Genomic DNA, 15,457 nt, shown 5'->3' on the forward strand with positions numbered 1-15,457 from the left:
TGCGCGAACACCCCCACCGGCCCGCGGCCGCCGACGTACCCCAGCCCCGACCTTCTCGGCGCTAGAAACCCCTCGTGCGCTTGGCGGCCCGGCGCTTCTCCGCGGAGCCGATCCTCAGGAACATCCGGGAGATCTCGGACCCCAGGTTCACCCCGATGGCGATGGCCATGGCGAGCGCCACCGCCTTCGACAGCGACACCAGCCCCTCGTCCACCTCGCTCTGCGCGATCGCCAGCAGCCCGAAGTACGTCGCGGAACCGGGCAGCAGGGGCCCGATCGCCGCCGTCGTGTAGGGCAGGGCGGAGGCGAACTGGTACCGGGACAGCAACTGCCCGAACAGCCCCACGAGCCCGGCGGCCGCCGCCGTGGACGCCACCGGCGAGATGTCACCCACGTAGTGCATCGCGCCGTACACGATCCACGCGACACCGCCGTTCAGCGTCACCCACATGACGGTGGATCGATCCTGCTGGAGCAGCACCGCGAACGCCAGTGACAGCAGCATCGACGCGCCGATCATCATCACCGGGTCGTCGGAGGCGCCGAGCGCCTGGTCGGGGTTGAGCCGCGCGCCCAGCTGCACGCCGAAGTACAGCACCAGCAGCACACCGGCGACGATGCCGACGAAGAAGTACATGACCTCCAGCAGCCGCGCGGACGCGGTGATGTAGAAGCCGGTCAGTCCGTCCTGCACACCCGCCACCAGGGCCCGCCCCGGCAGCAGCGCGAACAGCCCACCGGTGATGACCGCGGAGGCCTTCACGTCCACATGGCCGATCGTCAGCGCGACCCCGATCGCGGCCGGCGGCATCGCGGCCACCGTGAACTGGTAGAACTCCGGCAGCCCGCGCCCCGCGCACAGCCACGCCAGCCGGTCACCGAGCATCGCACCCAGCGCCGCGGCGACGAACACGATCAGGTCGCCGCCCACCAGCACGGACGCCGCACCGGCCAGCAGCCCGCTCGCCCCGGTCAGCGCCCAGCCCGGATAGGGGTGCCGGTTACGGCGGATCTCCGCCAGCCGCCGGTAGGCCTCCTCCAGGGAGACCGCCGTCTCGTCGTCACTGAGGTCGTCCACCAGCTGGTACACGGCCGCCAGACGCGTGTAGTCCGTGCCCCGGCGCCGCACGGTCCGCGACGCCGTGACCGGGTCGTCGACCAGGGACGGCTGGTACGAGATCGCCAGCAGCGTGAAGGTGACGTTGGGCTCGCAACGGTCCAGCCCGTACGACCGGCAGACGGCGAACATCGCCGCCTCCACGTCCTCGGCGCCCTCACCGCCCGCCAGCAGCAACTCGCCGATGCGCAGCGTCAGGTCGAGCACGCGCGGCACCGCGGGACCTGCCTCGTCCGTGCTGCGCTGGCTCGGTTCCGGCGCCGGCCGCTCCGCCACCGGCATGCGCAGCATGGTGCGCATCCGGTCCTGCCAGGGCACGTCCTTGGTCAGGCTGACCACGGGAATCCCGCTCGGCGGCGTGAATGCCGACGGGGCGTGCTTGGAGCTGTACGTGCTCGGCGGGGTGAAAGCCGACCCCTCCTGCTCCCCCGAGGGCGCATGGTGAACGTCCAGCCCCTGCGGCACCGCGAACTCGGACGTCGTGTCGGACTCCGCACCGGCCGTTCTGTGCAGCGCCAGCCCCTCGGGGATCGCGAACTCCGACGTCGTCGACATGTCCCCGTCGACGCCGGTCCCGGCCGGAGGGACGAACGCACTCCTTGCCTCGTCCGACTTCGGTTTGCGGTCCTCCGCGTCCGTCACTGCCTGGCGCTCCCTGTACGACACGTCAGCCTCGTACCCCCCACAGCTTCAGTATGCGCACAGACGGACCAACGGGCCGCACACGCAGGCGTGCGGCCCGTGAGCATCAAGGAGAGGAGGTCAGTGACCGCCCTGGTCCTTGAAACGCTTGTAGGACCGCTCGATCTCGGCCTCGGCGTCGGTGCGCCCCACCCAGTCGGCACCCTCGACCGACTTGCCCGGCTCCAGGTCCTTGTAGACCTCGAAGAAGTGCTGGATCTCCAGGCGGTCGAACTCCGACACGTGGTGGATGTCCCGCAGGTGCTCCACGCGCGGGTCCGTCGACGGCACGCACAGCAGCTTGTCGTCGCCGCCGGCCTCGTCCGTCATGCGGAACATGCCGATCGCGCGGCAGCGGATCAGGCAGCCCGGGAACGTCGGCTCGTCGAGGATGACCAGCGCGTCCAGCGGGTCGCCGTCCTCGCCGAGGGTGTTCTCGACGAAGCCGTAGTCGGTCGGGTAGGCGGTCGAGGTGAAGAGTCGCCGGTCCAGGCGGATACGACCGGTCTCGTGGTCCACCTCGTACTTGTTGCGCGAACCCTTCGGAATCTCGATCGTGACGTCGAACTCCACCGGTGGCTCCTCCATGATCAACACATAGTTCTGGTGGTTAAGTGTCCCTCACGCAGGTGTGTGATCGCGAAAGGGGCTGGTGGTCGTGCCAGAGCTGAGGCCTTGGCGGGCCGCGAAACCGCACGTGGTGCGGCTCGCGGATGCCGTACGACCGCGCCTGGCCAGAGCCGCGGCAGCCACGAAACCACGGCTCGCGCGGCTCGCACGAGCCGGGAAACCGCAGGTCGCAAAGGTCACGCGGCCGAAGACCTGGCAGTACACGGCGGGCGCCGCCACCGCCGGACTCGCACTGACCGCCGGTGTGGTGACCGCCGCCGGTCCCTGGGACTCCTCGGGTCAGCGTACGGCCGAGCGGGACCGGGCAGTGGCCCTGGGCCGCGCGGGTGGCACAGATCACGGCAGCGCCCCCGGCGCACCCGGGCGGCCCCGGCCCGCCCCCAGCGCCGGACCCGTGCTGACCGGCCTCGGCGGCGTCAGCACCGTGAGGTCCGCCCCGGACGGCAAGGCCCTCGCGGACGCCCTGCGCCCCCTGCTCAAAGACCCCGCCCTGGGCCCCCGGCCCGCCGCGGCGGTCCTGGACGTGACCAGCGGACGGCGCCTGTTCGGCTCCGGCGCGGGCGCCGGACTCACCCCGGCCTCCACGACGAAGATCGCCACGGCCGTCGCCGCGCTGTCCGCGATGGGCCCCGACCACCGCCTCACCACCCGCGCCGCGCTGGAACCCGACACGAAGGAAGTCGTCCTGGTCGGGGGCGGCGACCCCACCCTCACCGCCCGGGAGAACCCCGCAGGATCGGCGAGTCTGCGCACCCTGGCCGCCCGGACGGCCGCCGCGCTCGCCGACCGGGGAGTGCGCGAGGTGACCCTCTCCTACGACACGACCCTCTACACGGGCGACGAAAAACACCCGATCGGGGACAACCCCAACCTCGCCCTCGTCAGCCCCCTGATGGCCGACGAAGGCCGCACGAACGACTCGACGCGCGGTCCCGTCGAACGGGTGGAGGACCCGGCGGCGGACGCGGCCCACCGGTTCGCGGAGCTCCTGGCGTCGTACGGCATCACGACCACCGCCCCCGGCCCGTCCAAGGCCACGACCCGCGCCAAGACCCTCGCGGCCGTCTCCTCACCCCCGCTGTCCGCTCTCGTCGAGCGCATGCTGACCAACAGCGACAACGACATCGCCGAGGCCCTCGCCCGCCAGACGGCGATCGCCACGGGCGAACGGGCCGACTTCGCCGGAGCCGGCCGGGCCATCGGCTCCCGGTTGCGGGAGCTCGGCCTCCCTCTGGAGGGCGCCGCCTTCAAGGACGGCAGCGGCCTCGACCGCGCCGACCGGCTGACCCCCGGCCTCCTCACCGCGCTGCTCGCGAAGGCGGCCGACCCCTCCCACCCGGAGCTGCGCCCGGCCCTCACCGGCCTCCCCGTCGCCGGCTTCACCGGCACCCTGACCACCCGCTACCGCGACGGGGCGTCCGGTGTCGTCCGCGCCAAGACCGGCACCCTCTCCGGCGTCCACACCCTCGCGGGCACCCTCGTCGACGAGGACGGCCGCCTGCTGGCCTTCGCCTTCATGGCCTCCGGCACGGACCCCGGCAGGGCTACGGCGTCCCAACAGGCCCTGGACCGGATCGCGACGGCCCTGGCGGCGTGCGGCTGCAGGTGACGGACGGGACCGGCCCGGCGCGCCACGGCCACCCGCACCTGCCCCGGCACCGGGGGCGGGCCCGCCGACAGAGCTTGCCGCGCTGCCCGGATCGGGGGCGTACTGCCGACATGGCTCGCCGCGCTGCCCCGGTCGGGGGCGTGCCCGCCGGTGGCCTCCGGCCCGTCGCCGCCCTGCCCCAGCGGGCGGCCCTCACGTACGGTTGACGCATGACGAGCATCGGTGGTGCTTCAACCGGCATGGTCGACTGGAATCTCGCGGTCGCGACCGCGACCCGGCTCGTACGGCCGGGCCCCGAGGTCAGTCGCGACGAGGCCCGGGCCGTCGTCGCGGAGCTGCGCCGGCATGCCAAGGCCTCGGAGGTACACGTCCGGGAATTCACCCGTCTGGGCACCGAGGAGGGGCACGACACCCCCGTCCTCGTCGTCGACCGGCCAGGCTGGATCCGGGCCAACGTCGCAGGGTTCCGGGAGATCCTGCGGCCCCTGCTCGACAAGATGCAGGAACGGCGCGGCAGCACCACCGGCGGCGCGGTCATGAGCGCCGTCGGCGGCAAGGTCACCGGCGTCGAACTCGGCATGCTGCTGTCCTTCCTGGCCTCCCGCGTCCTCGGCCAGTACGAGACCTTCGCCCCCGCCACCGGCGACCTCCCCTCCGGCGGTTCCCCCGACGCGCCGGGTGGCGGCAGGCTCCTGCTCGTCGCCCCGAACATCGTCCACGTGGAGCGCGAACTCGACGTCGACCCGCACGACTTCCGGCTCTGGGTCTGCCTGCACGAGGAGACGCACCGCACCCAGTTCACCGCCGTCCCCTGGCTCCGGGACCACCTGGAGGGTGAAATCCAGTCGTTCCTCCAGGAGACCGACGTCGACCCCATGACCGTCCTGGAACGCGTCCGGGAAGCCGCCCAGAGCCTCGCCGGGGGCCGCCCCGAGGCCGAGGAGGACGACGGCGGCCGCTCCCTCGTCGAGATCGTCCAGACCCCCGCCCAGCGCGAGATCCTCGGCCGCCTCACCGCCGTGATGTCCCTGCTGGAAGGGCACGCCGACTTCGTGATGGACGGCGTCGGCCCGGACGTCGTACCGAGCGTCGGGGAGATCCGCGAGAAGTTCCAGCAGCGCCGCGCCAAGGGCGCCTCCCGCCTCGACCTGGCCCTGCGCAAGCTGCTCGGCCTGGACGCCAAGCTCCGCCAGTACCGCGACGGCGAACGCTTCGTACGGGCCGTCGTCGACGAGGTCGGCATGGACGGCTTCAACCGCGTGTGGACCTCGCCCAACACCCTCCCCACCAAGTCGGAGATCGCCAAACCGGCGGACTGGGTCGCGCGGGTGCACCGCAGGGCCGAGTAGTGAACTTCGCGGGAAGGTCGTGAAGGGAAACCGGCCGACGGCAGGCGAACGCCCCTCCAATCACCCGTCCGAGGGACCGTGAGGCAGGGGTAGGCGTGCAATGCTCGGGGAACGGCCCGGTTCTGTCACCATCTACACACTCTGCGTGACCGGCACGCGGGCTCACCCCCCGAAAACTTCATGAAGGGAACCGGACATGGGTCCCCATCCTGCGGTCGCGGCGATACGCCTGGCGGTCCGCCGCGTCCTCCACGACCTCCTCACCGAACACCACCGCGCCCCCGCCGCGGTCCCGCACGCCCACGCGCACTCCACGCCGGACGAGCCTCCCCCCGGCTCCCGGCGGCACTCGAGCCGGGAGGTACCCCCACCCCCGCCGCTCGTGCTCGTGGCGTGCTCCGGCGGCGCCGACTCCATGGCCCTCGCCTCCGCCCTCGCCTTCGAGGCCCCCAAACTCGGCATCAGAGCCGGCGGCGTCACCGTCGACCACGGCCTCCAGACCGGCTCCGACCTGCGCGCCGCGGAAGTCGTCCAGCGCCTGCGTGAACTCGGCCTCGACCCGGTCGACTCCGTCACCGTCACCGTCGGCCGCACCGGCGGACCCGAGGCCGCCGCCCGCGACGCCCGCTACGCCGCACTCGACACCGCGGCCGAACGCCACGGCGCCAGCGCGGTCCTGCTCGGCCACACCCGCGACGACCAGGCCGAAACCGTCCTGCTCGGCCTCGCCCGGGGCTCCGGCACCCGCTCCCTGTCCGGAATGGCCGCGGTCTCGGGGGCCGGCGGCCGTTACCGGCGCCCCTTCCTGGAACTCGACCGGCAGACCGCCCGCAAGGCCTGCATGGTCCAGTCCCTGCCCGTCTGGGACGACCCCCACAACGCCGACCCGGCCTACACCCGCTCCCGGCTCCGCCACGAAGGCCTGCCCGCCCTGGAGAAGGCCCTCGGCAAAGGCGTCGTCGAGGCCCTCGCCCGGACGGCCCAGCTCTCCCGCGACGACGCCGACGCCCTGGACTCCTGGGCCGGCCAGGCCGAGCCCACCGTCCGCGACGCCGCCGGGCTCCTGGAGTGCGCCAAGCTCTACGCCCTGCCGCCCGCCGTACGCCGCCGCATCCTGCGCCGGGCCGCCATCGCGGCCGGTGCGCCCGCCGGCTCGCTGTTCGCCCGCCACATCGAGGAAGTCGACCGCCTCATCACCGGTTGGCGCGGTCAGGGAGCCATCAACCTCCCCGGCAAGGTCGTGGCCCGGCGGCAGGGTGGCAGACTGGTGATTCGGCAAGGCTGAACCACGACCCCTCCCCGCAGCCGGCGGAGGGGCCGATCGGCCGGTGGGACGACCGAAAGTGATGCGGGTGGACGCGAAAGACATGGGTGCCGACCTCGAGAAGGTGCTCATCACCAAGGAAGAGATCGACGCCAAGCTGGCCGAGCTGGCAGCGAAGATCGACGCGGAGTACGCGGGCAAGGACCTGCTGATCGTCGGAGTCCTCAAGGGCGCGGTGATGGTCATGGCCGACCTCGCGCGGGCCCTGTCCACCCCCGTCACCATGGACTGGATGGCCGTATCCTCGTACGGGGCGGGCACCCAGTCCTCCGGTGTGGTGCGGATCCTCAAGGACCTCGACACCGACATCAAGGGCAGGCACGTCCTCATCGTCGAGGACATCATCGACTCCGGCCTGACCCTGTCCTGGCTGCTCTCCAACCTCGGCTCGCGCGAGCCCGCCTCCCTCAAGGTGTGCACGCTGCTGCGCAAGCCCGAGGCCGCGAAGGTCGCCATCGACGTGGAATGGGTCGGCTTCGACATCCCCAACGAATTCGTCGTGGGATACGGACTCGACTACGCCGAGAAGTACCGCAACCTCCCGTTCGTCGGTACGCTCGCGCCCCACGTGTACGGCGGCTGAGAACCCGGCCGGAGTGCCGTGACGGTGATCGGGAACCCCAGCGGGCCTCCCGCCGTTGGAGCAGGCGTAGGCGGATCGCCAGCCGTCCCACGCGGCTTCAGGTGACAATGCTGGGGTACCGTCCGAAGAACAGTCTTTATCAAACTCACTATGGCAGGAGGGACGGGGCGGCACCGCTCCGTATGGATGGACGTGAAGCGATACTTCCGTGGGCCGGTCATGTGGATCGTGCTGGCCGTCCTTGCCGTGGTCGTGTTGATGCAGGTCGTCGGCTCGTCCGGCGGCTACAAGACGGTGGACACCGGCCAGGTCGTCCAGGCGATCAACCAGAACAAGGTCGAGTCGGCCAAGCTGACCACCGGTGACGAGCAGACCATCAAGGCCACGCTCAAAGACGGTGTGAAGGTCGAGGGCAGCTCGAAGATCCAGGCGAGCTACATCGGCGACCAGGGCGTCGACATCGCCAACACGCTGCAGAACAAGTACCAGGACAAGCAGATCCCGGACGGCTACACGGTCTCGCCGTCCAAGCAGAACCCGTTCGTCGGCATCCTGCTCTCCCTGCTGCCCTTCGTGCTGATCGTGGTCGTGTTCCTGTTCCTGATGAACCAGATGCAGGGCGGCGGCTCCCGGGTCATGAACTTCGGGAAGTCCAAGGCCAAGCTCATCACCAAGGACACCCCCAAGACCACCTTCTCCGACGTCGCCGGATCCGACGAGGCCGTCGAGGAGCTCCACGAGATCAAGGAGTTCCTCCAGGAGCCGGCCAAGTTCCAGGCCGTCGGCGCCAAGATCCCCAAGGGCGTCCTGCTCTACGGGCCTCCCGGCACCGGCAAGACCCTGCTCGCGCGAGCCGTCGCGGGCGAGGCCGGCGTCCCGTTCTACTCGATCTCCGGTTCCGACTTCGTCGAGATGTTCGTCGGTGTCGGTGCCTCCCGAGTCCGTGACCTGTTCGAGCAGGCCAAGGCGAACGCCCCGGCGATCGTCTTCGTCGACGAGATCGACGCGGTCGGCCGCCACCGCGGCGCCGGCCTCGGCGGTGGCCACGACGAGCGCGAGCAGACCCTGAACCAGCTCCTCGTCGAGATGGACGGCTTCGACGTCAAGGGCGGCGTGATCCTCATCGCCGCGACGAACCGGCCCGACATCCTCGACCCGGCGCTGCTGCGCCCCGGCCGTTTCGACCGGCAGATCGCCGTCGACCGCCCGGACATGCAGGGCCGTCTGGAGATCCTCAAGGTCCACCAGAAGGGCAAGCCGGTCGCGCCCGACGTCGACCTGTCGGCCGTCGCCCGCCGCACCCCCGGCATGACGGGTGCCGATCTGGCCAACGTGCTGAACGAGGCCGCCCTGCTGACGGCCCGCAGCGACCAGAAGCTGATCGACAACCACATGCTCGACGAGGCGATCGACCGCGTGGTCGCGGGGCCGCAGAAGCGGACCCGGATCATGTCGGACAAGGAGAAGAAGATCACCGCGTACCACGAGGGCGGTCACGCCCTGGTCGCGGCGGCCTCACCCAACTCCGATCCCGTCCACAAGATCACGATCCTGTCGAGGGGCCGCGCCCTCGGCTACACGATGGTGCTGCCGGACGAGGACAAGTACTCGACCACGCGCAACGAGATGCTGGACCAGCTGGCCTACATGCTGGGCGGCCGCGCGGCCGAGGAGCTCGTCTTCCACGACCCGACCACGGGTGCCGCCAACGACATCGAGAAGGCCACGGGCCTGGCCCGCGCGATGGTCACGCAGTACGGCATGACCGAGCGTCTCGGCGCGATCAAGTTCGGCGGCGACAACACCGAGCCCTTCCTCGGCCGTGAGATGTCTCACCAGCGCGACTACTCGGAAGAGGTCGCCGCGCTCGTGGACGAAGAGGTCAAGAAGCTCATCGAGACGGCGCACAACGAGGCCTGGGAGATCCTCGTCGAGAACCGTGACGTCCTCGACAACCTCGTGCTGCAGCTGCTGGAGAAGGAAACGCTGGGCAAGGAGCAGATCGCCGAGATCTTCGCCCCCATCGTCAAGCGCCCGCCCAGGCCCGCCTGGACCGGCTCCTCCCGCCGTACGCCCTCCACCCGTCCGCCGGTCCTCTCCCCCAAGGAGCTGGCCCTGACGAACGGGGCGAACGGCGCGACGCCGGCCATCTCCACCGCGAAGAGCACCGCGGCGGAGCCCGCCCCGGCGCCCGAGCGGACCCCGGAGGACCGCCCCGAGAGCTGACCCGAGCTCTCCCGGCGGCCCACCGCCCCGGAATGGATGCCGCGCCCCCCAGGTTTTAGCCTGGGGGGCGCGGCTTTTCGCCATTCGTGCAGGCCGCCCCGTGAAGGACACAGGAACGAGGCAGCAGATGACCGACCCCGTGGCGCTGGACGGCGACGGCCAGATCGGCGAGTTCGACGAGAAGCGCGCCGAGAACGCCGTACGCGAGCTCCTGATCGCGGTCGGCGAGGACCCGGACCGCGAGGGCCTCCGCGAGACACCGGCGCGGGTTGCGCGGGCGTACAAGGAGATATTCGCGGGGTTGTGGCAGCAGCCGGAGGACGTGCTGACGACGACGTTCGACCTCGGGCACGACGAGATGGTGCTCGTGAAGGACATCGAGGTGTACTCGACCTGTGAGCATCATCTGGTGCCGTTCCGTGGCGTCGCCCACGTCGGATACATCCCGTCCACCAGCGGCAAGATCACCGGGCTGTCGAAGCTGGCCCGGCTCGTGGACGTCTACGCCCGGCGCCCGCAGGTGCAGGAACGACTCACAACGCAGATCGCGGACTCGCTGATGGAGATACTGGAGCCGCGCGGGGTCATCGTGGTCGTCGAGTGCGAGCACATGTGCATGTCGATGCGCGGGATCCGCAAGCCGGGCGCCAAGACGCTGACGTCGGCCGTGCGGGGGCAGCTGAGGGACATGGCGACGCGGAACGAGGCGATGAGCCTCATCATGGCGCGCTGACGGTCCGCGTCAGACCGTCGGTGCCACGCCCGTGCCGTCGTTCTCGTCGTCTTCCGGGAGTTTGCAGACGCGTTCCAGGAAGATCGCTGCCGCTATGACGCCGATGCCCGCGACGACGGAGAGGCCGGCGTAGATGGCCTGGTCGCGGCGGGCGGGGATGTCGAGGGATTCCAGGAGGAAGACGCCGGTGCCGCCGTACATGCCGGCGACGAGGGCGGCCACCAGGGCGCTGGCGTGGCCGAAGACGACCGCGCGGGCCGCCATGAGGGGGTCGACGCCCTTCGCCTCGGGGCGGCGCTCGCGCTGCGCCTTGAGACGGGCACGGATGGAGAGCGCCGTGGCCAGCAGGACCACGGCGATCACGGCCAGGACGATGGGCGCGGCCAGCGGGACGCTCGGGAGCGTGCCGACCGAGTTCCACAGGCGGGCGCCCGCCCAGGACAGGACTCCGGCCACGACGAAGACGCCGGCCAGCACCCGGATACGCAGCTCTCTCACGGTGTCCCTTCGGTTCCCCCGGCTTCGGCCCGGTTCGCGGCCGTCTTGACCTTAACGGCTACTCGGGCAGCCGGAGTTCCAGGTCCTGGCGGGGCGCGACCCCCGCCCGGGTGACGGCGTCGAGGAGACCGGCTACGGGGCCGCGGCCGGGCAGCTGCGCCTCGGGGTCCAGGTCGTGCCAGGGGGCCAGGACGAAGGCGCGCTCGTGGGCGCGCGGGTGGGGGAGGGTGAGCTGCGGGTCGTCGGAGACGACGTCGGAGTAGGAGACGATGTCGACGTCGAGGGTGCGCGGGCCCCAGTGCTCGTCCCGGACGCGGTGGAAGGCCTCCTCGACCGCGTGCGCGCGCTCCAGGAGCGAGGACGGCGGAAGGGTGGTCTTGAGGACCACGACGGCGTTGAAGTAGGCGGGCTGGCTGCCGGGGTCCACGCCCCAGGGCTCGGTCTCGTAGACCGGGGAGACGCCCTTGACGCGGACGCCGGGCGTGTCCTCCAGGGCGTCGATGGCGCCTTGGAGGGTCTCCAGGCGGTTGCCGAGGTTGGAGCCGAGGGCGACCACGGCGCGTTTGGGGTTGGACAGGGTCGTGTCGGCGGCGTCGACCTTCTCGACGACGGAGGCGGGCACCGGCTGTACGGTCGGGTCGGTCGGACCCTTGATGAAGGGCGCGGTCATACTCGGCTCCGGGTGATGGTGACGGTCACGTCGTCGAAGGGGACGGTGATCGGGGCGTCCGGCTTGTGGACGCAGACCTCGACCTCCTGTACCTCCTCGTGCTTCAGACAGGCCTGGGCGATGCGTTCGGCGAGCGTCTCGATGAGGTCGACGGGCTCGCCCTGGACGACGGCCACGACCTCCTCCGCCACGATGCCGTAGTGCACGGTCTTCGCCAGGTCGTCGTCGGCCGCGGCCGGACGGGTGTCCAGGCCGAGGACGAGGTCCACGATGAAGGTCTGGCCCTCCGCGCGTTCCTCGGGGAACACGCCGTGGTGCCCGCGGGCCCTCAGGCCGCGCAGCGCGACACGATCCACGCGAATCACTCCTGCAATCGTCGGTCAGGGCCGGTGGGTGCCGTGTGCGGTCGGCACACCGGCCTCGGTCGAATCTACCTGCGCGCACGGGCGGATCCGGGTCACGGGGTGGGGGCTGCGCCCGGGCCCGGCAGGGTTCATCCAGCGTTTCCCCTGGGGGAACCCGTCGGTGCACAGGTCGGTAGCCGCCCCTACCCGGGCGTAGGTGATTCCAACCACTTCCTGGCGCGTACCCACTCAGGAGGGGGTGTCGTCCTGCTCGTCCTCGTCTGTTTCCGCCAGGACGGGGGAAGCGTGGTGCGACCAGATCTTCCACCCCTGGGGCGTGCGCCGGAACACGTTGGTGGCGACCACGAGCTGTCCGACGAGCGGGCCGAGCTCCTCGCCGGCGCCCTCGGGTGCGGGGCCACCGCTGAGGATGTTCTCCGTGCAGGTCACCAGGGCGGTGTCGCCGGTGACCGAGACGTGCACGTCGGTCAGGAAGAACTGGATGTAGTCGGTGTTCGCCATGATCAGCGCGTACGACCTGAGGACCTCGCCGCGGCCGGTGAGGACGGGCCAGCCGGGATGCACGCAGGAGACCACGCCGGTGTCGGCCGGGTCGTGGTAGGTCTCGTCGACGCCCAGATCGGAGGGGGTCAGCCAGAGCGACGCCAGTTCCTCGAAGTCGCCCTGTTCCAGTGCCTCGTAGAAGGCGGTGTTGGCGGCCTCGACCTGTTCGACGTCGGTGTGCGGGGCGCTCACCGGGCTCCTTCTGCGCCGGTGCGTGCTCCTTCGATGGCGCGGGCGACCCGTACGGCGTCCGCGGTGGCGCGCACTTCGTGGACGCGGACCGCCCATGCGCCGGCGTGCGCCGCGAGTGCGGAGACGGCCGCGGTGGCGGCGTCGCGTTCGCGTGCGGGTGGCGGGGGGCCGTCGGGGCCGGCGAGGACCCGGCCGAGGAAGCGTTTGCGGGAGGCGGCGACGAGCAGCGGGTGGCCGAGGGCGAGGACCCGGTCGAGGCCGGCGAGGAGGGCGAGGTCGTGCTCGGCGTCCTTGGAGAAGCCGAGGCCGGGGTCGACGATGACGCGGTCGGGGGCGATGCCGCCGGCCAGGACGGCCTCCACGCGCGCGTGCAGTTCGTCGACGACCTCGGTGACGACGTCGGCGTATTCGCCCCTGACGTTGCCGCCCTGGAGGAAGCCGCGCCAGTGCATGACGACGAAGGGGGCGCCGGCGTCGGCGACGGCCGGGATCATGCGGGGGTCGGCGAGGCCGCCGCTGACGTCGTTGACGAGGGCGGCACCGGACGCGAGGGCCCGTTCGGCGACGGAGGCGCGCATGGTGTCGACGGAGACGGTGACGCCTTCGGAGGCCAGGCCGCGGACGACGGGGATGACGCGCCGCAGTTCCTCGTCCTCGTCGACCCGGGTGGCGCCGGGGCGGGTGGACTCGCCGCCGACGTCGACCAGGTCCGCACCCTCGGTGACCAGGCCGAGGCCGCGTTTGACGGCGGCCGTGGTGTCGAAGAAGCGGCCGCCGTCGGAGAAGGAGTCGGGGGTGACGTTCACGACTCCCATGACCGCGCAGCGGTCCCGTTCCGGTAGGCCCGCCACGCGCCCGCGTCCGCTCTGGTTGCTCATATGTTCAGCGTAGGCCCCGGCGGGGGCCGCCAGGCGCTGCGGCCCGGGGGACGGCCCCGGGCGGGGGACGGGTCATGCCGCCCGGACGTCGGGTTCGGCCGTGGTGGTGTGGGCGCAGGGGCGTGGGGTGGCCAGGCGCCGGCGGCGCAGGAAGCGCGGCAGGGGGAGGGCGAGGTTGACGAAGCCCTCGGCCTGCATGGCGGCGAAGCCGATGCGGGGCAGGTCGGCGGGAGCGCGGTAGACGACGAAGCGGGGCTCCCAGCGGGGCTGGAACTTGGCGTTGAACTTGTAGAGGGACTCGATCTGGAACCAGCGGGAGAGGAAGACCAGCAGTCCGCGCCAGGCGCGCAGCACCGGGCCGGCGCCGATCTTCTCGCCGCGGGCGAGGGCCGCGCGGAACATGGCGAAGTTGAGGGAGACGCGAGTGATGCCGAACCTGGGTGCTGCCTGGAGGGCGGCGACGATGAGCAGTTCGTTCATGCCCGGGTCGGCCGAGCGGTCGCGGCGCATCAGGTCCAGGGAGGCGCCGTCGGTGCCCCACGGTACGAAGTGCAGGATCGCCTTCAGGTCGCCGTAGGGGCCCGGCTGTTCGTCCTGTTTGTGGGCGGTGGCGATGAGGCAGTCGCCGTCGGCGGGGTCGCCGACGCGGCCGAGCGCCATGGAGAAGCCGCGTTCGGTGTCGGTGCCGCGCCAGTCTTCGGCGGCGCGGCGGATGCGCTCCAGCTCGGCCTCGCCGAGGTCACGGACACGTCGTACCCGGGTTTCGTAACCGGCGCGCTCGATGCGCTTGACCATCTGGCGCACGTTGCGCATCGCGCGGCCGGCGAGGGAGAAATCCGCGACGTCCACCACCGCCTCGTCGCCCAGTTCGAGGGCGTCGAGCCCGGTCTCGCGGGTCCACACCTCGCCGCCGGTCTCGGAGCAGCCCATGACGGCGGGGGTCCAGGAGTGGGCCCTGGCCTCGTCCATGAACCGTTCGATGGCGCCGGGCCAGGCCTCGACGTCGCCGATCGGGTCGCCGCTGGCGAGCATGACGCCGGAGACGACGCGGTAGGTGACGGCCGCCTTGCCGCTGGGGGAGAAGACGACGGCTTTGTCGCGGCGCAGCGCGAAGTGGCCGAGGGAGTCGCGGCGTCCGTGTTTGTCCAGCAGGGCGCGCAGCGCGGCCTCGTCCTCCTCGGTGAGCTGTGCGGCCGGGTGTTCGGGGCGGAAGGCCAGGTAGATGGTGGTGACGGCGGTGAGCAGGCCGAGGGCGCCGAGGGAGAAGGCGACGGTCCAGGAGGTGTCGCCCCGGTAGTCGACCGGGCCTTCGAAGCCGAACAGGCCGTAGATGACGTGGGTGATGCGGTCGGCGAGGCTGGGGTCGCCGATGATGCGTCCGCTGTGGACGCTGACGACGAGCAGTCCGAGTGCGAGCGAACCGGCGCTCATGAGGACGAAGTTGGCGAGGGCCTTCCAGCGGCTGCGCGGGTCGGGCAGGGCGTTGAACTGGTCGCGGTGGCGCAGCAGGGGCGTCAGCAGAGCCAGGGAGATCAGGGTGCCGACGAGCGAGTGCCGGTAGGTGAACTGGGCGAGGGCACCGGCGGGCAGGAGCGCCACCGCGGCCCGCCAGGCCCGGCGCTTGCCGCGCTTGAGGCCGTGGGCGAGGAGCAGCAGCAGTACGCCGGTGCTGAGGGACAGGGCGGCCGCGAACGGGCCGAGCGCGCCGGGCAGGACCTCGGCGATGGCGTGCATCCTGCTGTGCCGGAAGCGGGGGAAGACGCCCGCGGCGATGTCCAGGACGCCGACCAGGGCGCAGGCTCTGCCGACGAGGACGGGGACGGCCTCGGGGCGTGGCCCGCGTGGTATCCGGCTCAGCCGGCCCGGACGTGCCGCACCGCTGCTGCGACGCGGAACCTCGCCCGACATTTCCTCATCTGTCCTGACAGACATCGCATCCCGTAGTTCTGCGAGAGACCTTGGATCCGGTGCCGATTCGGGCATCCGGCGACATTGCGCCCTCTAGGACGGTGTCTCGGGGAGAGAGGTTCACTCCCCATGTCAAAGCCGTTTCAAAGGC

Annotated in this window: 14 protein-coding genes; 6 read left to right on the forward strand and 8 right to left on the reverse strand. The window is 71.4% G+C overall.

Annotated features, from left to right (window positions below; translation table 11 throughout):
* Positions 1–61 precede the first annotated feature (61 nt).
* Both AB0B29_RS28390 and AB0B29_RS28395 read right to left on the reverse strand, forming a co-directional pair.
* Entirely contained in the window at positions 62–1,759 is a 1,698-nt protein-coding gene (locus AB0B29_RS28390; RefSeq protein ID WP_362244295.1) for a threonine/serine ThrE exporter family protein, read from the reverse strand.
* Positions 1,760–1,879: 120 nt separating this feature from the next.
* Positions 1,880–2,371, reverse strand: coding sequence for an inorganic diphosphatase (locus AB0B29_RS28395; protein ID WP_007452023.1), 492 nt, complete (start codon positions 2,369–2,371; stop codon positions 1,880–1,882).
* Positions 2,372–2,450: 79 nt separating this feature from the next.
* On the opposite strand from AB0B29_RS28395, the gene dacB reads away from it, so the two are divergent.
* The 6 genes from dacB (at position 2,451) to folE (ending at position 10,252) form a co-directional block, all read left to right on the forward strand.
* The gene (gene dacB, locus AB0B29_RS28400; protein ID WP_362244296.1) at positions 2,451–4,037 is read left to right on the forward strand and encodes a D-alanyl-D-alanine carboxypeptidase/D-alanyl-D-alanine endopeptidase; all 1,587 of its coding nucleotides are present in this window, start codon (positions 2,451–2,453) and stop codon (positions 4,035–4,037) included.
* Between the two features lie 209 nt (positions 4,038–4,246).
* A complete protein-coding gene (locus tag AB0B29_RS28405) occupies positions 4,247–5,386 on the forward strand; it encodes a zinc-dependent metalloprotease (RefSeq protein ID WP_362244297.1) in 1,140 nt (379 codons plus the stop codon).
* A gap of 196 nt (positions 5,387–5,582) precedes the next feature.
* Positions 5,583–6,671 (forward strand): tRNA lysidine(34) synthetase TilS, encoded by a 1,089-nt coding sequence (tilS, locus tag AB0B29_RS28410; RefSeq protein WP_362244298.1) that lies wholly within the window; start codon positions 5,583–5,585, stop codon positions 6,669–6,671.
* Positions 6,672–6,732: 61 nt separating this feature from the next.
* Positions 6,733–7,293, forward strand: a complete 561-nt coding sequence (gene hpt / locus AB0B29_RS28415) for a hypoxanthine phosphoribosyltransferase (RefSeq protein WP_053669745.1) — start codon at positions 6,733–6,735, stop codon at positions 7,291–7,293.
* A gap of 186 nt (positions 7,294–7,479) precedes the next feature.
* Positions 7,480–9,519: an ATP-dependent zinc metalloprotease FtsH gene (gene ftsH, locus AB0B29_RS28420; RefSeq protein WP_358564806.1), complete on the forward strand. Its 2,040-nt coding sequence runs from the start codon at positions 7,480–7,482 to the stop codon at positions 9,517–9,519.
* A 127-nt stretch (positions 9,520–9,646) separates the two neighbouring features.
* Complete coding sequence (gene folE, locus AB0B29_RS28425) at positions 9,647–10,252, forward strand: GTP cyclohydrolase I FolE (RefSeq protein WP_362244299.1); 606 nt, start codon at positions 9,647–9,649, stop codon at positions 10,250–10,252.
* 9 nt (positions 10,253–10,261) lie between these two features.
* On the opposite strand, the gene AB0B29_RS28430 is transcribed toward folE, so the two are convergent.
* From AB0B29_RS28430 to AB0B29_RS28455, 6 genes are all read right to left on the reverse strand, one after another.
* Complete coding sequence (locus AB0B29_RS28430; protein ID WP_362244300.1) at positions 10,262–10,750, reverse strand: DUF3180 domain-containing protein; 489 nt, start codon at positions 10,748–10,750, stop codon at positions 10,262–10,264.
* 58 nt (positions 10,751–10,808) lie between these two features.
* Positions 10,809–11,420: a 2-amino-4-hydroxy-6-hydroxymethyldihydropteridine diphosphokinase gene (folK, locus tag AB0B29_RS28435; RefSeq protein WP_362244301.1), complete on the reverse strand. Its 612-nt coding sequence runs from the start codon at positions 11,418–11,420 to the stop codon at positions 10,809–10,811.
* Positions 11,417–11,776 carry a dihydroneopterin aldolase gene (folB, locus tag AB0B29_RS28440; RefSeq protein ID WP_362244302.1) on the reverse strand — a complete coding sequence of 120 codons (360 nt, stop codon included), beginning with the start codon at positions 11,774–11,776 and terminating at the stop codon, positions 11,417–11,419. The genes folK and folB overlap by 4 nt, the downstream gene beginning before the upstream one ends.
* A 237-nt stretch (positions 11,777–12,013) precedes the next feature.
* Positions 12,014–12,520, reverse strand: coding sequence for a nuclear transport factor 2 family protein (locus AB0B29_RS28445; protein WP_362244303.1), 507 nt, complete (start codon positions 12,518–12,520; stop codon positions 12,014–12,016).
* Complete coding sequence (folP, locus tag AB0B29_RS28450) at positions 12,517–13,398, reverse strand: dihydropteroate synthase (protein ID WP_362244304.1); 882 nt, start codon at positions 13,396–13,398, stop codon at positions 12,517–12,519. The genes AB0B29_RS28445 and folP overlap by 4 nt, the downstream gene beginning before the upstream one ends.
* 72 nt (positions 13,399–13,470) lie before the next feature.
* Positions 13,471–15,306, reverse strand: coding sequence for a phosphatidylglycerol lysyltransferase domain-containing protein (locus AB0B29_RS28455; RefSeq protein ID WP_362244305.1), 1,836 nt, complete (start codon positions 15,304–15,306; stop codon positions 13,471–13,473).
* Positions 15,307–15,457: the final 151 nt, after the last annotated feature.

The organism is Streptomyces tibetensis, from assembly GCF_040647715.1.
GTDB lineage: Bacteria > Actinomycetota > Actinomycetes > Streptomycetales > Streptomycetaceae > Streptomyces > Streptomyces tibetensis_A.